The following is a 22,820-nucleotide window of genomic DNA, read 5'->3' on the forward strand; positions in this document are numbered from 1 at the left end:
GCTTCGCAACGCCCGATCGCGTGCGTGTTGCCCGTACCCTCATCCGCCCTGCGGGCACCTTGTCCCGAGGGGAGAAGGAGAGGCGTGGGTCGCTGCCACAGGCAGGGGTGACGCGTCCGGGCGAGCAGGACGACGTGCCGGCGCACTGAATGCCGCCATCGGCGCATTCACACAATCTGGACTCGCCGGTACAGATACTTGCGCAGTCCGTACGCCACCGTCTGGTGGAGGGGCCGGCTGGTGCGGTGCACGGCCATGCCCCTGCCAGGCAGCTGCGCCGACGGTCCCCACTCCTTCCCCAGGATCCGCGACTTGAGCACCCACGACCCAGATCCCACGCAGACGCAACGGCAGGCGGCTTCGGACGACGGCGGCCGGGCCACACCGCCCCAGGACGACGGCAAGCAGCCCGACAAGCCGTCGCCGCTGAAGAATCCCAAGGTCAAATGGACGCTGCTGCTGATCGGCCTGGCGGTCGCGATCGGCCTGGTGGTGTGGCTGATCTATTACCTGACCACCGGCCGCTACCTGCAGGAAACCAACAACGCCTACCTGCAGGCCGATTCGGTGGCGGTGGCGCCGCGGGTCAACGGCTACGTGACCGCGGTGTTCGTCGGCGACAACCAGACGGTGAAGGCCGGGCAGCCGCTGCTGCAGATCGACGAGCGCACCTACCGCGCCACCCAGCAGCAGGCGCAGGCCGTGGTCGCGGTGCGCCAGGCCGACATCGCCGCCGCCGAGGCCGGGCTGCAGGCGCAGCGCGCGACGCTGCTGCAGGCGCGCACCCAGGTCGCCGCGGCCGCGGCCAGCCTGCGCTTCGCCCAGGCCGAGGCCAAGCGCTTCGCGCCGCTGGCCGCGTCCGGCGCCGATACCCACGAGCACTACGAGAGCATCGTCCACGACCGCGATCGCGCCCAGGCCCAGTACGACGCGGCCAAGGCGCAGGTCGCCGCCGCCGAGAGCCAGGTGCAGGGCGCGAGCGCGCAGCTCGACCAGGCCCGTGCCGGGCTGCAGCAGGCGCAGGCCGACGCCGACCAGGCGCAGGTGGCGGTGGAGGACACCCGGCTCACCGCGCGCATCGATGGCCGCATCGGCGACAAGACCGTGCAGGTCGGCCAGTTCGTCGCCGCCGGCACGCGGCTGATGAGCGTGGTGCCGGTGGATGCGCTGTACCTGAGCGCCAACTTCAAGGAAACCCAGGTCGGGCTGATGCGGCCCGGGCAGCCGGCGCGGATCGAGGTCGATGCGCTGTCCGGGGTCGAGCTGGACGGCGTGGTCGAGAGCATCGCCCCGGGCACCGGTTCGCAGTTCGCGCTGCTGCCGCCGGAGAACGCCACCGGCAACTTCACCAAGGTCGTGCAGCGGGTGCCGGTGCGGATCCGGCTCAAGGCCGGCGCCGAGGCGCGCAAGGTGCTGGTGCCGGGCATGTCGGTGACGGTCACGGTGGACACGCGCGGGGCCAAGGACGCCAAGGACCGGGTCGAGGAGGAAGGCGAGCAGGGCGGGGCCAAGCCGTGAGCGAGGCGGCCGCTGCCCCGGCGGCGGGCGCAGGCGTACAGCAGAAGGCCGACACCGGCGCCTGGCTGGCGGTGGCTGCCGGCACCATCGGCTCGTTCATGGCGACGCTGGACATCTCCATCGTCAACGCCGCGCTGCCGACCATCCAGGGCGAGGTCGGCGCCAGCGGCACCGAGGGCACCTGGATCTCCACCGCCTACCTGGTCGCCGAGATCGTGATGATCCCGCTGACCGGCTGGTTCGTGCGCACCCTGGGGCTGCGCAACTTCCTGCTGATCTGCGCGCTGCTGTTCACCTTCTTCTCGGTGCTGTGCGGGCTGTCCGACAGCCTGACCATGATGATCCTGGGCCGCGTCGGCCAGGGCTTCGCCGGCGGCGCGCTGATCCCCACCGCGCTGACCATCGTCGCCACCCGCCTGCCGCCGGCACAGCAGACCCTGGGCACGGCGCTGTTCGGCATGACCGTGATCCTGGGGCCGGTGATCGGGCCGCTGCTCGGCGGCTGGCTGACCGAGAACGTCAGCTGGCACTACGCGTTCTTCCTCAACGTGCCGGTCTGCGCCGGGCTGGTGGCGCTGCTGCTGCTGGGCCTGCCGCACGAGCGCATGAACCTGCGCGGGCTGCTCGACGCCGACTGGCTCGGCATCTTCGGCCTCGCCGCCGGGCTCGGCGCGCTGACCGTGGTGCTGGAGGAAGGCCAGCGCGAACGCTGGTTCGAATCCTCGGAGATCGTGCTGCTGAGCGTGGTGTCGCTGGTCGGCTTCGTCGCCCTGGGCGCCTCGCAGTTCTTCAGCCGGCAGCCGGTGATCCGCCTGTCGATCCTGCGCCAGCGCAGTTTCAGCGCGGTGTTCGTGATGGTGATGGCGGTGGGCATGATCCTGTTCGGGGTCATGTACATGATCCCGCAGTTCCTGGCCACGATCTCCGGCTACAACACCGAGCAGTCCGGCTACGTGGTGCTGCTGTCCGGCGTGCCCACCGTGCTGCTGATGCCGTTGATGCCGAAGATGCTGACCAGCGTGGACGTGCGCATCCTGGTGATCGGCGGGCTGAGCTGCTTCGCCGTCGCCTGCTTCGTCAACATGAACCTCAGCGCCGATTCGGTCGGCATGCATTTCGTGGCCGGCCAGCTGCTGCAGGGCTGCGGCCTGGCGCTGGCGATGATGTCGCTGAACCAGGCGGCGATCTCGTCGGTGCCGGCGGACCTGGCCGGCGACGCCTCCGGGCTGTTCAACGCCGCGCGCAACATGGGCGGCTCGATCGGCCTGGCGCTGATCTCCACCTTCCAGGAGCGGCGCATGGTGCTGCACACGCAGATGATCGGCAGCAACACCAGCGCCAATTCGCCGCTGGCGCAGGACTACCTGCATGGCCTGGCCGCGCAGCTGCAGTCCAGCGCCGGCGCCGGCGCGGCGATGCAGTCGGTGGCGCAGCTGGCGCGGCTGGTGCAGCAGCAGGCGCTGGTGATGACCTACAACGACCTGTTCTGGATCTTCGGGGTGATCGTGGTGTGCACGATCCCGCTGGCGTTCCTGCTCAAACCGCTGCCCAAGGGCGGCGCTCCGCTCGCGATGCATTGAGGATTCCATGGCCCAGCGCTTTTCCCGCGTTCTCGTTCCCGCCGCGCTGCCGCTGCTGTTGTCGGCCTGCGTGCTCGGCCCGGACTACGTGAAGCCGCCGCCGGTGGCCGAGGCGGCGCAGGCGCAGCCGCGGCTGCACCGCGCCGATGCGGACGCCGCGGCCGCCGGCGTGGTGCCGGCGCCGCCGCCGCAGCGCTGGTGGGAGGCGTTGCAGGACCCGCAGTTGAACAGCCTGGTCGAGCAGGCGCTGCACAACAGTCCGAACCTGCGCGCGGCGCAGGCCAGGCTGCGCGCCTCGCGCGCGCTGGTGCGGCAGCGCCATGCCGAACAGCTGCCCAGCGTCGGCGCCAATGCCGCCTACCTCAATGCCAGGGCGCCGGACGCGCTGGCCGACGGCCTGGGCTCCATCGCCGCCGGCGCCGGCCAGCAGTTGGCGATCGATCCGCGCGCGGAGTTGTACAGCGTCGGCTTCGACGCCAGCTGGGAACTGGATTTCTTCGGCCGCCGCCGCCGCGCCAGCGAAGGCGCGCTGGCCGACGCGCAGGCCGACGAGGCCGAGCTGGCCGACACCCAGGTGCAGCTCGCCGCCGAAGTGGGCCAGGCCTACCTGGGCTACCGCGGCACCCGCGAGCGCATCGCCATCGCCCAGCGCAACCTGGAGGCGGCGCGGCGGACCCTGCAGCTGACCCGGCAGCGCCGCGAGCGCGGCGCCGACGCCGACCTGCAGGTGGAGCGCGCCCAGGCACAGCTGCAGCAGCAGGAGGCGGTGTTGCCGGACCTGCAGGCGCAGGCGAAGGAAGCGCTGGACCAGCTGGCGCTGATGATCGGCCGCGAGCCGGGCGCGCTCGACGCCACGCTGGCCGCGGACCGGCCGCTGCCGACGCTGCCGGCGGTGGTGCCGGTGGACGATGCCGGATCGCTGATCCGCCGCCGCCCGGACGTGCGCCGCGCCGAACGCCAGCTGGCCTCGTCGTCGGCGCAGATCGGGCAGGCGCTGAGCGCGTATTTCCCGCAGGTGACCCTGCTCGGCAACATCGGCATGGCCGCGACCTCGCCGGGCGACCTCGGCAGCGATGCGGTCAACAGCGTGGTGGCGCCGTTCCTGCGCTGGTCGATCTTCGATTTCGGCGCGACCAGGGCCAAGGTCGAACAGGCCCGCGCCGGCAACGAGGCGCGCCTGGCCGCCTACGAAGGCACCGTGCTGGCGGCGCTGCAGGACGCCAACAGCGCGCTGGCGCGGTTCGGCGCCGCGCGCCAGCAGGCGCTGGCCGCGGCCAAGGCCGAAGCCTCGGCGGACCGTTCCGCGGCGTTGTTGCAACAGCGTTACGCCGCCGGCGCCTCGTCGCTGATCGATGCGCTGGACGTGCAGCGCCAGCAGGCCTCGGCGCAGGACAGCGCGGTGCAGGCGCGCATCCAGGTGCTGCTGCGCTACGTGGCGCTGCAGAAGAGCCTGGGCCTGGGCTGGGCGCCGCCGCCGCCGCCGGCACAGGCGCAATAAAAACGCCTGCGCCGCGGTATCGCCGATGCGGCGGCCGCGGCTACACTGGGGTCGGCCACGCGGCGCCCGGCACGATCGGCGAGCGCGCATGCGCGGGTCTTCCACGGGAGCGACAGATGGCGTTGAGCGAAGCGAGATCCGACCTTCCGCCGGCGGCGATTGCGGCCGCCGCGGCGCCGCCGGCCAAGGGCAGCGGTTACCTGTCCATCGCCGGCCTGCGCAAGGAATTCGACGGCTTCGTCGCGCTGGACGACGTCGACCTGGACATCCGCAAGGGCGAGATCTTCGCGCTGCTCGGCGGCTCGGGCAGCGGCAAGTCCACGCTGCTGCGCTGCCTGGGCGGGTTCGAGCAGCCCAGCCGCGGCCGCATCGTGCTCGACGGCCAGCCGCTGGACGGCCTGCCGCCGTACGAGCGCCCGCTCAACATGATGTTCCAGTCCTACGCGCTGTTCCCGCACATGACGGTGGAGCAGAACATCGCCTTCGGGCTGAAGCAGGACGGACTGTCGCGCGATGCCATCGCCAGGCGCGTGGGCGAGATGCTGGACCTGGTGCAGCTGGGCAAGCTCGGCAAGCGCAAGCCGCACCAGCTCTCCGGCGGCCAGCAGCAGCGCGTGGCGCTGGCGCGTTCGCTGGCCAAGGGGCCGAAACTGCTGCTGCTGGACGAACCGATGGGCGCGCTGGACAAGAAGCTGCGTTCGCAGATGCAGCTGGAACTGGTCAACATCATCGAGACCTCCGGGGTGACCTGCGTGATGGTCACCCACGACCAGGAGGAGGCGATGACCATGGCCACCCGCATCGCGCTGATGGACGCCGGCTGGATCCAGCAGGTCGGCACCCCGGACGAGATCTACGAGCAGCCGGCCAACCGCTTCGCCGCCGAGTTCATCGGTTCGGTGAACCTGATCGACGCGGTCATCGACGAGGACCTGCCGGACTACGTGACCCTGCGCACCGGCGCGTTCGCCGACAGCATCTACGTCGGCCACGGCATCACCGGCATCACCGGGCAGCCGGTGTCCTTCGCGGTGCGCCCGGAAAAGCTGGGCATCGGCAAGGACGCGCCGGCGCAGCCCTACAACAAGGCGCAGGGCACGATCGAGGACATCGCCTACTTCGGCAGCCACTCGGTCTACCACGTGCGCCTGCCCAGCGGCTTCAAGCTGATGGCCAACTTCGCCAACCAGCAGCGTTGGGCCAGCGACAACCTGACCTGGGGCGATGCGGTGTGGGTGTGGTGGGCCGACAACGACGGCGTGGTGCTGACCGCATGAGCGCGCCCGCCGCCCCGGCCGTGCCTGCCGCGCCGTCCGCGCCGCCGCGGCGTTCGCTGCTGCAGCGCCTGCGGCGCCTGCCCGGCGCGCGCTGGGCGGTGATCGCCGCGCCGTACCTGTGGCTGCTGCTGTTCTTCGCGATCCCGTTCCTGATCGTGCTGCGCATCTCCTTCGCCGAGCAGGCGATCAGCAGCCCGCCTTACAGCGCGCTGCTGGACTACCGCGACGGCGTGCTGACGCTGAAGTTCACCCTGCAGAACTACCTGGCGCTGTTCCGCGACAGCCAGTACATCGCCGCCTACTGGGGCTCGATCAAGATCGCCGGGATCTCCACCGCGCTGACCCTGCTGATCGGCTACCCGATGGCCTACGTGATCGCGCGCATGTCGCCGGCGTCGCGCAACATCGCGATGATGCTGGTGGTGCTGCCGTCGTGGACCTCGTTCCTGATCCGGGTCTACGCCTGGATCGGCATCCTCGACAGCAACGGCGTGCTCAACCGCACGCTGCTGGCGCTGGGGCTGATCGATGCGCCGCTGCGGATCCTGTACACGCCGATCGCCGCCTACATCGGCATCGTCTACTGCTATCTGCCGTTCATGGTGCTGCCGCTGTACGCGACCCTGGTCAAGCTGGATCACCGCCTGCTCGAGGCCGCCTACGACCTGGGCGCGCGGCCGTGGAAAGCCTTCCTCACCATCACCTTGCCGATGTCGCGCGCCGGCATCGTCGCCGGCTGCATGCTGGTGATGATCCCGGCGGTGGGCGAGTTCGTGATCCCGGAGATGCTCGGCGGGCCGGACACGCTGATGATCGGCCGGGTGCTGTGGGGCGAGTTCTTCAACAACCGCGACTGGCCGGCGGCCTCGGCGGTGGCGATCGCGATGCTGGCGCTGCTGATGCTGCCGATCCTGGTCTTCAACCGCTACCAGCAGCGCCAGCTCGAAGGTGGGCAGGCGTGAGCGGCGCGGGCGCGTTGCGCGGCGGGCGGTTGCTGCGCTGGACGGTGCTGGGCGGCGGCTTCGCCTTCCTGTACCTGCCGATCCTGCTGCTGATGGTGTACTCGTTCAATGCCTCGAAGCTGGCCACGGTATGGGCCGGGTTCTCGACCAAGTGGTACGGCGAACTGCTGCGCGACCGGCAGATCCTGCAGGCGGCGTGGATCAGCCTGAAGGTGGCGTTCTGGACCGCCACCGCGTCGATGGTGATCGGCACGCTGGCGGCGATGGTGATGACCCGCTTCCGCCGCTTCCCCAGCAAGAGCCTGTTCGGCGCGCTGGTGACCGCGCCGCTGGTGATGCCGGAGGTGATCATCGGCCTGTCGATCATGATGATGCTGGTGTCGATGGGCGGGCTGATCGGCATCCCGCCCAAGGGCGTCACCGCGATCTGGGCCGCGCACGTCACCTTCACCCTGTCCTTCGTCACCGTGGTGGTGTCCTCGCGGCTGCAGGAACTGGACCGCTCGCTGGAAGAGGCGGCGATGGACCTGGGCGCGAACCGGCTCAAGGTGTTCTTCCTGATCACCTTGCCGATCATCGCCCCGGCACTGGTGTCCGGCTGGCTGCTGGCGTTCACCCTGTCGCTGGACGACGTGGTGATCGCCAACTTCGTCGCCGGCCCCAACTCGACCACGCTGCCGATGACCGTGTTCTCCTCGGTGCGGATGGGCCTGAAGCCGAAGATCAACGCGCTGGCCACGCTGATGGTGCTGGCGGTGTCGATCGCCGCCTTCGTCGGCTGGTGGCTGATGGCGCGCAGCGAGAAGCGCCGCCAGCGCGACATCCAGCTGGCGCTGCAGCAGGGCGGCTAGGGGGCTTCGCGTTTCTGTAGGAGCGGCTTCAGCCGCGACATCGGCGCCGGAAGCTGTCGGCTGCGGGAAATCCCTGTCGCGGCTGAAGCCGCTCCTACAATGTCGCCGGCCGCGCGGAACGCTGTGGTCCATCCCTTCGGCGCCATCGCCACGCCGCCGCAACCTTCGCGGCGCTAGGCTGGGCGGACTTTTTCCAGGAGTCCGTCGCGATGCCTCACGACACCGTCAATCCCGCCACCGGCAAGGTCGAATACTCGCTCGAACTGATGGACGCCGCCGCCGTCGAGCAACGCCTGGCCGCCTCCGCGCAGGCGTTCCCGGCATGGGCGGCGACGCCGCTGGAGCAGCGCGGCGCGCTGCTGCGCCAGGTCGGCGTGCAGCTGCGCGCGCGCCGCGAGCAGATCCAGCGGGTGATGACCGCGGAGATGGGCAAGCTGCGCAAGGAGGCGCTGGCCGAGATCGACAAGTGCGCCGACGCCTGCGACTACTACGCCGAGCACGCCGCCGACTACCTGCGCGACGTGCCGGTGGCCACCGACGCGCAGCGCAGCTACGTGCGCTACGAGCCGCTGGGCTGCGTGCTGGCGGTGATGCCGTGGAACTTCCCGATCTGGCAGGTGTTCCGGTTCCTGGCGCCGGCGCTGATGGCCGGCAACGTGGCGCTGCTCAAGCACGCCAGCAACGTGCCGCGCTGCGCCGACGCGATCCACGCGGCGCTGGCCGCTGCGGGCATTCCGGCCGGCGTGTTCGACGTGCTGCACATCGACAACGACCAGGCCGCCGAGGTGCTGCGCGATGCGCGCATCGCCGCGGTGACGCTGACCGGCAGCGAGCGCGCCGGCCGCTCGATCGCCGCCAATGCCGGCGGGCAGCTGAAGAAGTGCGTGATGGAACTGGGCGGCAGCGATGCCTTCGTGGTGCTGGACGACGCCGACCTGGACACCACCGTGGCCGCGGCGGTGAAGTCGCGTTTCGACAATGCCGGGCAGACCTGCATCGCGGCCAAGCGCTTCGTGGTGGTGGAGGCCATCGCCGACGAATTCGTGCGCCGCTTCGTCGCCGCCGCGGCCGAGCGCCGGCTCGGCGATCCGCAGGACGAGGCGACCACGCTGGCGCCGCTGGCGCGGCAGGACCTGCGCGACGAACTGCACAAGCAGGTGCAGGCCAGCATCGCCAAGGGCGCCAAACCGCTGCTCGGCGGCGCGCCGGACACCGGCACCCATGCCGGCTACCCGGCGACGATCCTGGACCACGTGGCGCCGGGCATGCCCGCCTACGACGAGGAACTGTTCGGCCCGGTCGCCGCGATCCTGCGCGTGGCCGACGAGGCCGAGGCGGTGCGCGTGGCCAACGACACCAGCTTCGGCCTGGGCGGCAGCGTGTGGAGCGCCGACCGCGCCCGCGGCGAGCGCGTCGCCCGCCAGCTGCAGTGCGGCGCCGCCTTCGTCAACGCCATCGTCAAGAGCGACGTGCGCCTGCCGTTCGGCGGCATCAAGCGCTCCGGCTTCGGCCGCGAACTGGCCGAGCACGGCATTCACGAGTTCATGAACATCAAGTCGGTCTATGTGGGGTGAGGCCGGGATTCGGGAGTCGGGATTGGGGATTCGCAAAAGCGGGTCCCGGTTCCTGAGACGAGCAGCGACGGTCTAGCTTGCACTGCGGTACTCACCGCAGCGTGTGCTTGCGGCGAGTCGGGCTATCTCCGTTCGCGTCAGCGGCCAGACCGCCGCTGTTGCGAATCCCGATTCCCCAATCCCGAATCCCGGCCCTACAGCCAGCGCGCCCGCTTGAACGCCAGGTACAGCCCCAGGCAGACCGCGCCGACGCCGGCGATGGTCAGCGGGTAGGCCCAGGGCGAGTCGAGTTCGGGCATGTGCTGGAAGTTCATGCCGTACCAGCTGGTGATCAGGGTCGGGGCGGCCAGCAGCGCGGCCCAGGCGCCGAGGCGCTTGACCGTCTCGCCCTGGGCCAGGGTCACCAGCGACAGGTTCACGCTCAGCGCGGTGCCCAGCATCTCGCGCAAGGTGTCGATCGCCTCGTTGGTGCGTACCGCATGGTCGAGCACGTCGCGCAGGTACAGCCGCACTTCGTCGGGGATCAGCGGGCCGGGATTGCGCTTGAGGTGGGCCAGCACGTCCTGCAGCGGCGCCACGCCCAGGCGCATCTGGTTGAGTTCGCGCTTGAGTTCGTACAGGCGGATCGCGGTGTCGCGCCGGTAGGCCTCGGCGAAGATGTCCTTTTCCAGCCGTTCCAGGCTCTGCCGGAACTCGTCCAGGATCGGCTGGTAGTTGTCGACGATGTAGTCCAGCACCGCATACAGCGCGTAGGACGGGCCGAGCAGCATCAGCGCCTTCTCGCGTTCCAGCCGCTCGCGCACCGGCGCGTACGGCAGCGAGGCGCCGTGGCGCACGGTCAGCAGGAAGCGCGCGCCGAGGAAGGCGTGGGTCTCGCCGTAGACGATGCGCTCGTCGATCACCTGCGCGGTGTGCACCGCCAGGAACAGCGAGTTGCCGTAGGCCTCCACCTTCGGCCGCTGGTGCGCCATGCGCGTGTCTTCGATCGCCAGGTCGTGCAGCTGGAATTCTTCCTGCAGCTTCTGCAGCACGTCGTCGCCGGGTTCGTACATGCCGACCCAGACGAAGCCGTCGGGCTCGGCCAGCACGTCGCTGATCCGTTCCAGGGCGATGTCGTGGCGGCGGCCTTGGCCGTCGTAGTGCACGCAGTTGATGACGCAGGCGGGATTTTCGGGGACGGAGGCCATGGGCGGGAATCGTGCGCGGGCGGGATCAGCGCTGCAAGCGGCGCCGTGTGAACGCCCAGGCCAGTGCCGCATGCACCGGCAGCAGCAGGGCGATCCATTGCAGGTTGAACTGCGGCTGCAGCATCGACAGCCAGTGGATCAGCAGCGCCGCGCCGGCCAGCGCCACCACCAGCCACAGCAGCACGCCGAACCAGCGCCCGGGCTGGCGCCCGCGCAGCAGCGTCGCCGCGCCGAGCAGCAGCGGCAGGCACAGCGGGTCGAGCAGCAGCAGGTTGCGATTGGCCCAGGCGGCGCGGTGGTCGCTGAAGCCCCACAGGTACAGCAGCACGCCGCCGCCGAGCGCGCACAGCAGCCAGAACGGCAGCGCCAGCGCCGCCAGCCGGCGCGGCCGACGGCCCAGCGCCAGCACGCCTGCCGCCGCGGCCAGGCCGACCAGCAGCCACGGCCACCAGTGCCGCACCTGCTCCGGCGGTTCCGGCGCCAGCCGCTGCGGCAGCAGCTGCTGGCGCGCCTGCACCAGCGGGCGCCCGGCGCTGTTGCGCACCTCGCCCAGGCTCTCGGCCAGGCGCATCGGCACGAACGCCTCTTCCCAGCGCGACAGCGGCTTGTCCGCGAACGGCCCCAGGCCCAGGTCGAAGCCCAGCCACATCCACGGCGCCGGCGAGGCCAGGCGCACCGATTCGCTGCGGTAGGTGTTGCCGCGCGAACGCCCGGACAGCTGCGCGTGCAGCGTGCCGTCCAGCGCCCGGTCCAGCGCGTCGCGGACCATGGTGGCGCAGTTGGCGGTGTAGTAGTCGTAGCGGTAGCGCGCGTTTTCCGGGCGTGCGCGCCAGGCCAGCGCGGCCTGCAGCGCGCGCGCCTGCGCCGGCTCCATGTCCAGCCACTGGATGTCCACGCCGCGGCCGGCGTCGCGGTACTGCGCCAGGTCCTCCTGCAGCGGCAGCGCGACCAGGTAGTACCGCATGTCGCCGGCGGCGAAGCGGCCGACGAAGTCCGGCTCGCTGGGGTCGAAGAAGCCGAAGTTGTACGAGGTGGCCTGGCCGCTGCGCGGGTCGACCACCACGATCGCGTCGTGGCCGAAGCGTTCGAAGAACACCTCGCCCGGCTGCATCGTGGCCACGCCGATGCGCGGCGCCGGCGCGTCGGCGTCGGTGCCAAGCGCGGCGGCGCCCGGCGTTGCGGCGGAAGCCGGGGCCGGCGCCGGCGGCGCGGCAAGGTCGGCACTGCCGGCCTGCGCGAACGCCAGCGCGGCGCAGCAGGCCAGCAGCGCGCCCAGCAGCCACTGCGGCCAGCCACGCGCCGGCAGGCGCGGCGAACGACGGCCGATCAAGCGTCTTCCTGCGGGCCGGGCGGCAGGATGGTGACGTGGAACGCCTGCACCCGGCGCGCGTCGGCGCGGGCCACGCGGAACGCGAAGCGTCCCAGGGTCAGTTCCTCGCCGGTTTCCGGCAGATGGCCGATGGCCTCGGTGACCAGGCCGCCGACGGTGTCGTAGTCGTCGTCGGGGAAGTCGGCGCCGAAGCGTTCGTTGAAATCCTCGATCGGGGTCAGCGCATCGACCACGTACTGGCCGTCGGCCTGCGCGGCGATCAGCGAGGCCTCGTCCTCGGCGTCGTCGTGCTCGTCGTCGATCTCGCCGACGATCTGCTCCAGCACGTCCTCGATGGTGACCAGCCCGGCGACGCCGCCGTATTCGTCGACCACGATCGCCATGTGGTTGCGCGAGAGCCGGAACTCCTTGAGCAGCACGTTGAGCTTCTTGGATTCGGGGATCAGCACCGCCGGGCGCAGCAGTTCGCGCACCGTGCCCGGGCCGTGGTCGGCGACCACGCCGCGCAGCAGGTCCTTGGCCAGCAGGATACCGAGGATGTCGTCCTTGTTCTCGCCGTGTACCGGGAAGCGCGAGTGGCCGGATTCGACCACCTGCTTCATCAGGTCGAGGAAGCGCGATTCGGCCGACAGCGACACCATCTGCGAGCGCGAGACCATCACGTCGCCGACGGTGAGTTCGGACACCGACAGCGCGCCTTCCATCATGCGCAGGGTGTCGGCGGCGATCAGCCCGTCGTGCTGGGCGTCGCGCAGCACCTCGACCAGGTCGTCGCGGGTGTGCGGGTCGCCGGAGAAGACCGAGCTCAGGCGTTCCAGCCAGCCGCGGCGTTTTTCGTGGGTTTCCGGAGGGGAGCTACTAGAGTCGTCTTCTGACATGTTCTGTGGATACGGCACCCGGTCGGCCGGGCGATGCGCGCAAGTCTAGCAGGGCCAATGGGACAGAGCCGCGACGCCGGCGGCGGCCGCGGCGGCGCGCACGGACACGGCTCAGCCGTCGCTGGCGGGTGCGTGCAGCGGGTCCGGCGCCGGCGCGGCGTCCGGGTCCTCGGGCAGGTCCAGGCTGTAGCTGCAACCGGCCAGGGTCTTGCCCGGGTGCGACTTCACCGTGGACAGGCTGAGGATGATCGATTCGATCATCGGCTCGCCGGTCTTCGGATCGGTCACGTCGCGGCTGACCACCTCGCGTCCGAACATCGCCTTTTCCGGCGTGTCCACCGCCGCCTCCAGCTGCAGCTGGGTGGCCAGCGGGCGCGGATCGGCCAGGTCCAGGATCGCCATCACGCTGGCGCCGGCCACCGCGATGCGCGTGGTGCTGTGGCCGAACACTTGGATCGGCCGCACCAGTTCGTATTCGCTCATGAACAGGTTGGACTGCGGCAACGGCCGCCAGCCCTGCGCCACCGCCTTCAGCGGATCGGCCAGCAGCGGCCCCAGCGCAGTGAAGTCGGCCACCCGCTGGCGGCATTCCAGCAGCGCCGGCAGGTCGATGGCGGGCGCGGATGCGGGTGCGGGCGCAGGCGCGGCGGCCGCGGGCAGCGCGGACGCGAGCGCGAGCGCGAGCAGGACGAACGATGGACGGATCAACGCGCTGGACCTCGGGCCGGAGAACGGGGCAGGGCGGCGCAGCGGCCGCGCGGCAACGTTACCGTCCGCGCCGGCGCTTGACCAGCCATGCGCTCGCGCTGGGCAGGGTCAACAACGCGCTGGTCAGGTACAGCACGGACAGCGCAGCCAACATGCCGTCGCTGTCGAGCTGCTGGCTCAGCTGCCGGCAGCACAGCCAGGCGACGATCGACAACGGGAACAGCAGCGCGACCCGTCCGGCGCGGGGGGCGATACGCACCGTGCCGCCGCCCGCCTCCGGGTGCCTGCGCAGGTACAGCCAGCGCCAGGCGCTGGGCGTGGTCGCCAGCGCCAGCAGGGCGAGCGCGCCCAGCCAGGGCAGGTGCTGCTCGGGCAAGGTGCCGGTGCCCGCGAAGCGCGGCGCCGGGCGGATCGCGCCCAGATAGAGGTAGGCGCTCAGGCTGAGACCCCACAGCACGACCGCGATCCCGCGCGTTCGCGCCGCGGCGTGGCCGGTTCCATGCGGTGCGGGGGGGCCTGATTCGAGCATCCGTGTCTACCTCGGCAGTTGTCCGAAACGCGCCGTGTTCGACGGCTCAGCCTTCCCCGGCGTAAGGGTCGCCCACGCCCAGGTCGGCCAGGATCTCGCGCTCCAGTTGCTCCATCGCGTCGGCCTCCTTGTCGTCCTCGTGGTCCCAGCCGAGCAGGTGCAGCACGCCGTGCACGGTCAGGTGCGCGTAGTGGGCATTGAGCGGCTTGCCCTGTTCGGCGGCTTCGCGCGCCACCACCGGCGCGCAGATCACCAGGTCGCCGAGCAGCGGCAGCTTGACCCCCTTGGGCAGGCCCTCGGGCAGTTCGGCCGGGAAGCTGAGCACGTTGGTGGCGTAGTCCTTGCCGCGGTAGTGGTGGTTCAGCGAACGGCCCTCCTTGGCGTCGACCAGGCGGATCGCCAGGTCGGCTTCGCGGATGCGGCCCTTCAGCGCCGCGGCCACCCACTTGCGGAAGCTCGCCGCCGCCGGCAGGCCGGCGCGGGGCAGGGCGTAGCTGACGCCGACATCGAGGCGGACCGGACCTTTGGTCATGGCGAGACGGCAATTCGGAGCGGACAGGAGCCGACAGTATCGCAAGTGCGGCGCTTCACTGCGACTTCCAGTGTCAGGTGACGCACTCGATCAGCATCAGCAACGGCGGTCCGCCGGCGGCCATGCGGTAGACGACGTTGCCCATCGGGCCGTGCTGGCACTGCGGGTTGCTGCGCGTGACCTCGATCGCGGCGGCCAGGCCCGGCGGCGCGTCGGTCCACACCGCGGCGTGCCCGCCTTCGAGCAGGCGTCCCACCAGGTACAGGCCGTCGGCGGGCACGTGCTCGCGGTCGAGGAGGGTGCAGCCGAAGCGGTCGCGTTCGTCGCTGGCCACGGCCAGCAACGCCTGCGCGCGCCCGCCTGCGATCCACGCCAGCCGCTGCGCATCGTCCGCTGGCGCGGTGGCCGAAGCGCGCCTGGCCTGGGCGGCGCGCACGAGCTCATGGCCCGACAGGCTGATGGTTGCGCGTTCGACCGCGATCGACAGGCACGGCGGCGCCATGCGCTGGGCGGTGGCGATGCGCTGCTGCGTTTCCGGGATCGCTGCCGGCGCCTGCGCCAGGCCGACGTCGCTGCCGGCCGCGCCGAGCAGGGCGGCCAGCGCGATGCCCGGCCAGCGTGGCGTCATGCCGCCGGACCGGTCAGCTTGTCGGTGATGTCGCGCTTCTCGTAGGCGTTGACGATGCGCGCCACCAGCGGATGGCGCACCACGTCGCGCGCCTCGAAGAAGGTGAAGCTGACGCCCTCGACCTCGTGCAGCACCTCGATCGCGTCGCGCAGGCCGGACTTGACGTGCTTGGGCAGGTCGATCTGGGTCAGGTCGCCGGTGACCACCGCGGTGGAGCCGAAGCCGAGCCGGGTCAGGAACATCTTCATCTGCTCGATGGTGGTGTTCTGCGCCTCGTCCAGGATCACGTAGGCATCGTTGAGCGTGCGTCCGCGCATGTAGGCCAGCGGCGCGATCTCGATGACGTTCTTCTCCAGCAGCTTGACCACCTTCTCCACGCCGAGCATCTCGTACAGCGCGTCGTACAGCGGGCGCAGGTAGGGATCGACCTTCTGGCTCAGGTCGCCGGGCAGGAAGCCGAGCTTCTCGCCGGCCTCCACCGCCGGGCGCACCAGGATCAGCCGCTGCACGCGCGATTCGTTCAATGCCTCGACCGCGCTGGCCACCGCCAGGAAGGTCTTGCCGGTGCCGGCCGGGCCGATGCCGAAGTTGATGTCGTGGGTGGTGATCTGGTGCAGGTACTTGGCCTGGTTGGCGCCGCGGCCGCGGACGGTGCCGCGCTTGACCTTGATCGCCACTTCCTGCGGTTCGTAGGCGCGCTGCGCGACATGATCGACGTTGGCCTGGGTCAGGCGCAGGTGGATCGCCTGGTCGTCGAACACGACGCTCTCGGCCTCGGCGTACAGCGCCTGCAGCAGGGTCTCGGCGGCGGCGACCGCGGTGGCCGGGCCGGTGACCCGGTAGACGTTGCCGCGGTTGGAGATCTCCACGCCCAGGCGCAGTTCGATCTGGCGCAGGTGCGCGTCGAACGGGCCGGCCAGGTTGGCCAGGCGTTCGGTGTCGGCGGGTTCGAGGGTGAAATCGCGTTGTGCGGGGATGGTCATCGAGGTTCGTCCGCGGCGCGCAATGCGACGCCAGCGTCGTTGGACAGGGAGGGAGAGCGTAGCGCGCGCGGCTGTGAAGGAACAGGCGACGCGCGCTGCGTCGCGGCGGCGCCGTGGCGTTCCGGCAGGAAAACAATGCGCGCCGGTCGCGAATACGGCAGCGCGCCGCACGCCAAGTGCCCGTGTAGCGGAAAGACGCGCCGCCACGGCCCGCGCGACGGCGCTTGGGTCAGTGGTCAGCGACCGGCGCTGGACCCGGCGACAGGTCGCCAGCGAACAGCCATTCTCCTGGACACGGATCCGGGTCGGCGGGATCGTCGGGGTCGGCTAGCGTGTCCACCACCAGTCCCGCCGGCAGCAATGTCGCCGGCAATGCCGCGCGGCTGCATCCCCAGCGGAACGGCTCGCCGCTCCAGCGCAGCCAGCGACGCAGCCAGGGGCGCGCGTGCAGGAAATCCACGCGACCGTCGCCGCGCGTCTGCATCGCGGTGGCGATGCAGCGCGCCTGCCGCAGAAACCCGGCCAGCCCATGCAGCAACCGGATCGCCGCCGGCGCGGGCAGATACATCAGGACGCCCTCGGCGATCACCAGCGTGGGCGCCGAGGGGGCGAAATGCGCAGCGCCGGCGAGCGAGACCGGCAGCGACGCTTGCGCCAGATCCAGCGCCACGAAATGCAGGCGCGGTTGCTCGATCCCCAGCGACGTCAGCGCACGCTGCTTGATCGCGATCCCGGGCGCCAGATCGATTTCGTAGACATGCAGGTGCGGGGTGCGGTTCGCCAGGTCCACGCCCAGGGCATCGAAACCGGCGCCGAGAATCACCACCTGCCGCATTCCCTCGGCGCAGGCGCGTTCGGCCCAGGCGCGGATCCGACGCTTGCGCCATGCGTAGTGCGCGCCGATCCCCGGTACCAGCGCGTACTCGAGCCATCGCAGCAGGCAACGCCCCAGTCGGGAACCGGTCGCACGCAGCAGGCCGTTGCCGACGCCGCCGCCGTGGCGCAGGCAGGCCTCGGCCACGCGCGCGTTCCATGGCAAGGCCGCGGCGCCGGCGCGCGCCTGCAGCACGGCCGCCGCCGCGAGCACCTGTGCGGTGGACAGCCGCGGCATGTCAGCTGCGCGCCGCGACGATGTGGCGATACCAGTCGCTGCGCCACCGGCCGCGTGGATCGAATTCGCGCTGGGCGGCGAGGAATGCGTCGATGCGCGGATGCGCGGCCTGCAGCTGGGCGGACGTAGCCCAGCGGTGGTAGGTCAGGTAATAGCTGCCGCCGAAGTGCAGCGCATCGTCGATCAGTGCGCGGAACGCGTCGGCTGCCTGCGCCAGGCCCGCCGGGTGGTGCGGCACGTGCAGGTTGAAGACGATGCAGGCCCAGTTCTCGCGCGCCCAGCACAGCATGCTGGTGGGGTCGGGTTCGATCAGGCGCACCGTGCCATAGACCGGCTGCGCGGCGCAGCGGCGCAGGCTGTCAGCGGCGCGGGCCATGAACCCGGACAGGCATGCGCGCGGCACATAGAGTTCGGTGATCATGTCCGAGCCGCGATGGCCCAGGCTGCGATCCACCGCCGCGTGGTAGTGGCCGAGATAGACGCCGCTTTGCTGCGTATCGCAGTGGTAATGCTGGCCGTCGGTGGCCAGGTAGAACCTGGCGTATTCGTCGAACGCGCGCGAGGGCGCGGTATGCGCCATGCCCAGCAGCCGGACGAAATCGTCGGCCTGCAGCTGCACGGGCGCGGCGACCGCCGCGGTCGGCGCCGGGTAGTAGCACGACAGCACGCCCAGATCGAGGAAGTCGTCGCTGGCCGGATCGATGGCGAACTGGAAATCGCCGTAGCAGGCGCCGTCGGCGATCGCCTGCTCGAACGCGTGCGGCAGGCCGGCCACCCGCTGCAGGCGCACGCACCGCTGCAGTACCCGGCGCGGCGTGAGCCGCAAGGTGAGTTGCACCACCAGGCCGAACAGCCCGTAGCCGCCGGCAGCCAAGGCGAACAGCCGCGGTTGCGTATCGCGGCTGGCATGTACCAAGCGGCCGCACGCGTCGACCAGCGTCACCGATTCGACGTCCTCCACGAACGGCGCATAGCGCAGCCCGCGGCCGTGCACGTTCGCGGCGAAGGCGCCGCCGAGGCTGAAGTCGTCGGCGCCGGTCTGCTTCTGCCGAATGGTCCAGCCGCGTGCGTTGCCCGGATGCTGGCGCAGCCATGCCAGCAGCGCCGGCCAGCGGATGCCGGCTTCGACGGTCAGCAGTCCGCGCTCCGCATCGAATGCGAGGACCCGGTCCAGGGCCGAGGTGTCCAGCACGCAGCCATGCGACAGGAATTGGTGCCCACCCATGGCGTGGCGGGCGCCGGCGGCGATGAGGCTGTGGCCGCCCTGGGCGCAGGCGCGCACCATCGCGACGGCCTCCGCCTGCGTGGTCGGCGCCAGCAGGCGCACGGGCGTGGCATTGAGCCGCGAATGCACGTCGTTGAGCAGTCGTTCGCCGCATTCGGCGTGGCGCGGGAGCGGGGACGGTGACATGGATTCGAGCCGAATGAGGAGATCGGGCAAACGTGCCAGCGGGTATTGCAAGGCGCAACCGTGGCGCTCAAGGTATCGCCTTGTGATACCGTGCGTCGCACCCGTCACGACGATGCATCCATGCTCGAACGCGAACGCCTGCTGGCTGCGCTGAAGCAACTGCTCAAGGAGCGCGGCTGGCGCTACGCCGATCTGGCCGCCGCGGTCGGCGTGTCGGAGCCGACGATCAAGCGCATTCTGTCGACCGGGCGGATGGACCTGGATCGGCTGGAGCGCATCTGCGAGGTGCTGGAGATCGACTTCTTCGAACTGGCGCGCGCGGCCAGCGGCACCCGCCAGTCCCGCCGCCTGCTCAGCCTGCGCCAGGAGCAGGCGCTGGCCGATGCGCCGCGCCTGATGATGGTCTTCCACATGCTGTGCCAGGGCTGGCGCAGCGAGGCGATCGCCACCGACTACGGGATGGCGCATGCCGAGCTGGTGCAACTGCTGGCGCGGCTGGACCGGGTCGGCCTGATCGAACTGCTTCCGGGCGACCGCACCCGCCTGCGGGTAGCGCGCGACTTTTCCTGGCGCGACGACGGCCCGGTGCGGGCGCGTTACCTGGCTGCCGCCAGCCAGGAATTTATGCAGGACGCGTTCGATGCGCCGCAGGCGCTGCTGGCGTTGGAGGTCCGCGAACTGGGCGATGCCTCGATCGCCACGTTGCGGCGCAAGCTGGAGCGGCTGGTGGTCGAATTCCGCGAGGCGGCGGACGTGGATGTCAGCCTGCCGCACGAACGCCGGCGCAGCGTCGGCATGCTGGTGGCGATGCGGCCATGGGTATTCTCGCTGGCCAACAGCCTGCGCGTGGCCGACACGCCCGTCTCCGCCACGCCGGCGCGCGGCGGTCGCCGGCGTGCCAGAGCACCGTAGCGCTTTCGTCGCCGGTGCGGGCCTTGCGGACGCGAGGTCTTGCGGCCCCAACCCACGCCATACCCCACTTCATGAACCAGCGATCGCCCCGCTGCGCTATCGGCGATGCCGGTCATGCGTCGCGCGGCCCGGCGCACGCGCCGGCCGGTCGCGACACCGCGGTCGCCTAGATGCCAGCCGTCGTGTCCACCGCCGTGAGGCGCCCGCGCAGCGAATTGCTCAGCGCCTCGGTGATCGCCACCTCGACGAACTGGCCGATCAGGCGCGGGTGGCCGGGGAAGTTCACCGAGCGCATGTTCTCGGTCTTGCCGGTCAGCTCGGCCGGGTTCTTCTTCGACGGGCCTTCGACCAGCACGGTCTGCACGCTGCCGACCATCTCGCGCGAGATCTGCAGCGAATGCGCGTTGATGTGCGCCTGCAGCCGCGCCAGCCGCGCGTGCTTGACCGCGTCGGGCGTGTCGTCTTCCAGGTCGGCGGCGGGCGTGCCCGGGCGCCGCGAATAGATGAAGGAGAAGCTCTGGTCGAAGCCCACGTCCTCGATCAGCTTCATGGTCTTGTCGAAGTCGGCGTCGGTCTCGCCGGGGAAACCGACGATGAAGTCCGAGCTGATCGAGATGTCCGGGCGCACCGCGCGCAGCTTGCGGATCTTCTGCTTGAACTCCAGCGCGGTGTAGCCGCGCTTCATCGCGCTGAGGATGCGGTCGCTGCCGGCCTGCACCGGCAGGTGCAGGTAGTTGGCCAGCTGCGGCACGTCGCGGTAGGCGTCCACCAGCGAGTCGCTGAACTCCAGCGGATGCGAGGTGGTGAAACGGATGCGGCCGATGCCCTCGATCTGCGCGATGCTGCGGATCAGCAGGCCCAGGTCGGCGTACTGCGGCTGCTCGCCGGCCTCGGCGTCGGCGTACGGCCCGCGGTAGGCGTTGACGTTCTGGCCGAGCAGGTTGATCTCGCGCACGCCCTGCGCGGCCAGCTGCGCCACTTCCACCAGCACGTCCTCGAACGGCCGGCTGATCTCCTCGCCGCGGGTGTAGGGCACCACGCAGAACGAGCAGTACTTGGAGCAGCCCTCCATGATCGACACGAACGCCGACGGGCCCTCGGCGCGCGGCTCGGGCAGGCGGTCGAACTTCTCCACCTCGGGGAAGCTGATGTCCACCTGCGACTTGCCCGATTCGCGCCGCGCGCGGATCAGTTCCGGCAGGCGGTGCAGGGTCTGCGGGCCGAACACCAGGTCCACGTACGGCGCGCGCTTGACGATCGCCTCGCCCTCCTGCGACGCCACGCAGCCGCCGACGCCGATGATCACCGGCTTGCCGCCGGCCTTGAGCGCCTTCCAGCGGCCGAGCTGGCTGAACACCTTCTCCTGCGCCTTCTCGCGGATCGAGCAGGTGTTGACCAGCACCACGTCGGCTTCCTCCGGGTTGTCGGTCAGCTCCAGGCCCTCGGCGGCGGCGAGCACGTCGGCCATCTTGGCCGAGTCGTACTCGTTCATCTGGCAACCGTGGGTCTTGATGTACAGCTTGCCGCGCACCGGCAGCGCAGCGGCCGGCGTGCCGGCGGAGGGCAGGGGATGCAGGACGGTCCCGGTCATGGCGCTTAATCCAGGCGGGTGGAAAGGGAAGCCGACTAGTCTACCCGCGCCGGGCGCCCCGCGCAGGCGGGTCAGGCCTCGGCGGCCGCGTCGATCGCCTGCGCGCGCTGCACCGCCGGCCGTGCGGCCATGCGTTCGACGTAGGCGCGGGTCGGCGCCGGCGGGTCCATCAGGCCGAAGGCGATCATCCAGCCCAGCGCGCTGCCCCACAGCACGTCGGCGGCGGTGCAGCGCTCGCCGAGCAGGTAGTCGCCCCGCGCCAGTTGGTCGTCGACCACGCCCATCACCGTGTCGCAGTCGGCATAGGGCGAGAGCATCCGTGGCGGCGCCTGGCGCTTGAGCGCGCGGTCGAGCACCGCCGGCTCGAACGCCGAGCCGTAGAACGCCAGCCAGCGCAGGTAGGGCCCGCGGCGCGGGTCGCCCATCGCCGGGGCCAGCCCGGCCTCGGGGTACAGGTCGGCCAGGTACTGGTAGATCGCCACCTGTTCGGTGATGGGCGCCTGCAGGTGGACGATGGCCGGGACCTTGCCCATCGGGTTGATCGCCAGGTACTCCGGCGCCAGCTGCTCGCCCTTCTGCAGGTCCAGGCGCTCGATCGCATAGTCGGCGCCGAGTTCCTCGAGCAGGATCAGCACGCCCTTGGAGCGCGATTTGGGGTTGTGGTACAGGGTCACGTGGCGGTCGGCGGTGGGCATGGCGGGTTCTCCTGGGTGTGAGCCCATGCTAGGCGCTATTGCGGACGGATCGTGTCCGCAATACGGTGGTGCGATGGCATCTCCCGCGTCCCGCATGCTGCGCCTGATCGCTTTGCTGCAGACCCGCCGGGTCTGGCCGGGCGCGGAACTGGCCGAGCGCCTGGGCGTGGACCGGCGCAGCCTGCGCCGCGACGTGGAGCGGCTGCGCGGCCTGGGCTATCCGGTGCGCGCCTCGTCCGGGGTCGGCGGCGGCTACCAGCTGGCGGCCGGCGCGCAGATGCTGCCGCTGCTGTTCGAAGAGGACGAGGCGGTGGCGGTCGCGGTGGCGCTGCGCGCGGCCGCGGCCAGCATGGGCGGGCTGGAGGACACCGCGCTGCGGGTGCTGGCCAAGCTGGACCCGCTGCTGCCGGCGCGGGTGCGGCAGCGCGCCGGCGCGCTGCATGCGGTGACCGTGTCGCTGGGGCACGACCTGCCGGTGCCGGACACCCACCTGCTGATCGGCATCGCCGGCGCCTGCCGCGACCGGCGCCTGCTCGGGTTCGCCTACCGCGACCACCAGGGCCGGGCCAGCCAGCGCTGGCTCGAGCCGCTGCGCCTGGTCAACTACGGGCGCCGCTGGTACCTGCTGGGCTGGGACCGCGACCGGGCCGACTGGCGCACGTTCCGGGTCGACCGCATCGACCCGCCGCTGGCCCTGGGCGGTCCGGTCGCGGCGCGGCTGCCGCCGCGCGATCCGGCGGCGATGGTGCGCCAGGCGATCAGCGTCGCGCCGTTCCCGGTGCAGTTGCGGGTGCGCCTGCGCGGCGATCCGGCCGCGCTGGCCGCACGCATCCCGCCGTGGTGCGGGATGCTGGAGACGGACGGGGACGGCGGCTGCGTGCTGTCGATGGGCGCCGAGTCGCCGGCCTGGCTGGCGGCCGAACTGCTGACGTTGGGGATGCCGTTCGAGCCGATCGACGGGCAGGCGCTGCGGCCGGCGCTGCTGGCGGCGTTGCGCGATGTAGCGGCCTGCATCGATGGCGATACCCAGTGACGCGCGGCGCGGCCACGGCTGCGGCGGACGCT

Annotated in this window: 21 protein-coding genes; 9 read left to right on the forward strand and 12 right to left on the reverse strand. The window is 71.0% G+C overall.

Translation table 11 applies throughout. The annotated features are described in order from the left end of the window. Nucleotides 1–312 precede the first annotated feature (312 nt). The 7 genes from OCJ37_RS07855 (at nucleotide 313) to OCJ37_RS07885 (ending at nucleotide 9,260) form a co-directional block, all read left to right on the forward strand. Nucleotides 313–1,518 carry an HlyD family secretion protein gene (locus tag OCJ37_RS07855; protein WP_263113107.1) on the forward strand — a complete coding sequence of 402 codons (1,206 nt, stop codon included), beginning with the start codon at nucleotides 313–315 and terminating at the stop codon, nucleotides 1,516–1,518. A 98-nt stretch (nucleotides 1,519–1,616) separates the two neighbouring features. After that, a complete protein-coding gene (locus OCJ37_RS07860; protein ID WP_263113619.1) occupies nucleotides 1,617–3,098 on the forward strand; it encodes a DHA2 family efflux MFS transporter permease subunit in 1,482 nt (493 codons plus the stop codon). A 7-nt stretch (nucleotides 3,099–3,105) separates the two neighbouring features. Beyond that, nucleotides 3,106–4,596: an efflux transporter outer membrane subunit gene (locus tag OCJ37_RS07865; RefSeq protein ID WP_263113108.1), complete on the forward strand. Its 1,491-nt coding sequence runs from the start codon at nucleotides 3,106–3,108 to the stop codon at nucleotides 4,594–4,596. Nucleotides 4,597–4,712: 116 nt separating this feature from the next. Further along, complete coding sequence (potA, locus tag OCJ37_RS07870; protein ID WP_263113109.1) at nucleotides 4,713–5,873, forward strand: ABC transporter ATP-binding protein; 1,161 nt, start codon at nucleotides 4,713–4,715, stop codon at nucleotides 5,871–5,873. Continuing rightward, nucleotides 5,870–6,835 carry an ABC transporter permease subunit gene (locus tag OCJ37_RS07875; protein ID WP_263113110.1) on the forward strand — a complete coding sequence of 322 codons (966 nt, stop codon included), beginning with the start codon at nucleotides 5,870–5,872 and terminating at the stop codon, nucleotides 6,833–6,835. Before potA ends, OCJ37_RS07875 begins: the two co-directional genes overlap by 4 nt. Next, on the forward strand, nucleotides 6,832–7,686 hold the full coding sequence (locus OCJ37_RS07880) for an ABC transporter permease subunit (RefSeq protein WP_263113111.1): 855 nt from the start codon (nucleotides 6,832–6,834) through the stop codon (nucleotides 7,684–7,686). Before OCJ37_RS07875 ends, OCJ37_RS07880 begins: the two co-directional genes overlap by 4 nt. A 209-nt stretch (nucleotides 7,687–7,895) precedes the next feature. After that, nucleotides 7,896–9,260: an NAD-dependent succinate-semialdehyde dehydrogenase gene (locus tag OCJ37_RS07885; RefSeq protein WP_263113112.1), complete on the forward strand. Its 1,365-nt coding sequence runs from the start codon at nucleotides 7,896–7,898 to the stop codon at nucleotides 9,258–9,260. A 194-nt stretch (nucleotides 9,261–9,454) separates the two neighbouring features. Here OCJ37_RS07885 and OCJ37_RS07890 read toward each other — a convergent pair whose 3' ends face one another. The 10 genes from OCJ37_RS07890 to OCJ37_RS07935 all read right to left on the reverse strand — a co-directional run bounded on the left by OCJ37_RS07890 (nucleotide 9,455) and on the right by OCJ37_RS07935 (nucleotide 18,716). After that, entirely contained in the window at nucleotides 9,455–10,447 is a 993-nt protein-coding gene (locus OCJ37_RS07890; protein WP_263113113.1) for a magnesium and cobalt transport protein CorA, read from the reverse strand. 25 nt (nucleotides 10,448–10,472) lie between these two features. Beyond that, nucleotides 10,473–11,723, reverse strand: coding sequence for a lipoprotein N-acyltransferase Lnb domain-containing protein (locus OCJ37_RS07895; RefSeq protein ID WP_263113620.1), 1,251 nt, complete (start codon nucleotides 11,721–11,723; stop codon nucleotides 10,473–10,475). A 50-nt stretch (nucleotides 11,724–11,773) separates the two neighbouring features. Continuing rightward, nucleotides 11,774–12,655, reverse strand: a complete 882-nt coding sequence (locus OCJ37_RS07900) for a CorC family transporter (protein WP_263113114.1) — start codon at nucleotides 12,653–12,655, stop codon at nucleotides 11,774–11,776. Nucleotides 12,656–12,766: 111 nt separating this feature from the next. After that, nucleotides 12,767–13,363: a hypothetical protein gene (locus OCJ37_RS07905; RefSeq protein WP_263113115.1), complete on the reverse strand. Its 597-nt coding sequence runs from the start codon at nucleotides 13,361–13,363 to the stop codon at nucleotides 12,767–12,769. 58 nt (nucleotides 13,364–13,421) lie between these two features. Then, nucleotides 13,422–13,820 carry a hypothetical protein gene (locus OCJ37_RS07910; protein WP_263113116.1) on the reverse strand — a complete coding sequence of 133 codons (399 nt, stop codon included), beginning with the start codon at nucleotides 13,818–13,820 and terminating at the stop codon, nucleotides 13,422–13,424. A gap of 118 nt (nucleotides 13,821–13,938) precedes the next feature. Next, nucleotides 13,939–14,424, reverse strand: a complete 486-nt coding sequence (gene ybeY / locus OCJ37_RS07915; protein ID WP_263113117.1) for an rRNA maturation RNase YbeY — start codon at nucleotides 14,422–14,424, stop codon at nucleotides 13,939–13,941. Nucleotides 14,425–14,497: 73 nt separating this feature from the next. Beyond that, on the reverse strand, nucleotides 14,498–15,052 hold the full coding sequence (locus tag OCJ37_RS07920; RefSeq protein ID WP_263113118.1) for a hypothetical protein: 555 nt from the start codon (nucleotides 15,050–15,052) through the stop codon (nucleotides 14,498–14,500). Continuing rightward, the gene (locus OCJ37_RS07925) at nucleotides 15,049–16,035 is read right to left on the reverse strand and encodes a PhoH family protein (RefSeq protein WP_263113119.1); all 987 of its coding nucleotides are present in this window, start codon (nucleotides 16,033–16,035) and stop codon (nucleotides 15,049–15,051) included. Before OCJ37_RS07925 ends, OCJ37_RS07920 begins: the two co-directional genes overlap by 4 nt. Nucleotides 16,036–16,264: 229 nt before the next feature. Continuing rightward, a complete protein-coding gene (locus OCJ37_RS07930) occupies nucleotides 16,265–17,146 on the reverse strand; it encodes a class I SAM-dependent methyltransferase (protein ID WP_263113120.1) in 882 nt (293 codons plus the stop codon). A 1-nt stretch (nucleotide 17,147) separates the two neighbouring features. Continuing rightward, nucleotides 17,148–18,716 carry an FAD-binding oxidoreductase gene (locus OCJ37_RS07935; RefSeq protein WP_263113121.1) on the reverse strand — a complete coding sequence of 523 codons (1,569 nt, stop codon included), beginning with the start codon at nucleotides 18,714–18,716 and terminating at the stop codon, nucleotides 17,148–17,150. Between OCJ37_RS07935 and OCJ37_RS07940 the strand changes: the two genes are divergently transcribed. Then, a complete protein-coding gene (locus OCJ37_RS07940; protein WP_263113122.1) occupies nucleotides 18,678–19,469 on the forward strand; it encodes a helix-turn-helix domain-containing protein in 792 nt (263 codons plus the stop codon). The two genes, OCJ37_RS07935 and OCJ37_RS07940, sit on opposite strands and share 39 nt — an antisense overlap. Before the next feature lie 166 nt (nucleotides 19,470–19,635). Here OCJ37_RS07940 and miaB read toward each other — a convergent pair whose 3' ends face one another. Then, on the reverse strand, nucleotides 19,636–21,060 hold the full coding sequence (gene miaB, locus OCJ37_RS07945; protein ID WP_263113123.1) for a tRNA (N6-isopentenyl adenosine(37)-C2)-methylthiotransferase MiaB: 1,425 nt from the start codon (nucleotides 21,058–21,060) through the stop codon (nucleotides 19,636–19,638). Nucleotides 21,061–21,131: 71 nt separating this feature from the next. Beyond that, nucleotides 21,132–21,755 (reverse strand): glutathione S-transferase family protein, encoded by a 624-nt coding sequence (locus OCJ37_RS07950; protein WP_263113124.1) that lies wholly within the window; start codon nucleotides 21,753–21,755, stop codon nucleotides 21,132–21,134. 73 nt (nucleotides 21,756–21,828) lie between these two features. On the opposite strand from OCJ37_RS07950, the gene OCJ37_RS07955 reads away from it, so the two are divergent. Then, on the forward strand, nucleotides 21,829–22,788 hold the full coding sequence (locus tag OCJ37_RS07955; protein WP_263113125.1) for a helix-turn-helix transcriptional regulator: 960 nt from the start codon (nucleotides 21,829–21,831) through the stop codon (nucleotides 22,786–22,788). Nucleotides 22,789–22,820 lie beyond the last annotated feature (32 nt).

Origin of the sequence: Xanthomonas sp. AM6 (assembly GCF_025665335.1) — a bacterium.
Taxonomy (GTDB): domain Bacteria; phylum Pseudomonadota; class Gammaproteobacteria; order Xanthomonadales; family Xanthomonadaceae; genus Xanthomonas_A.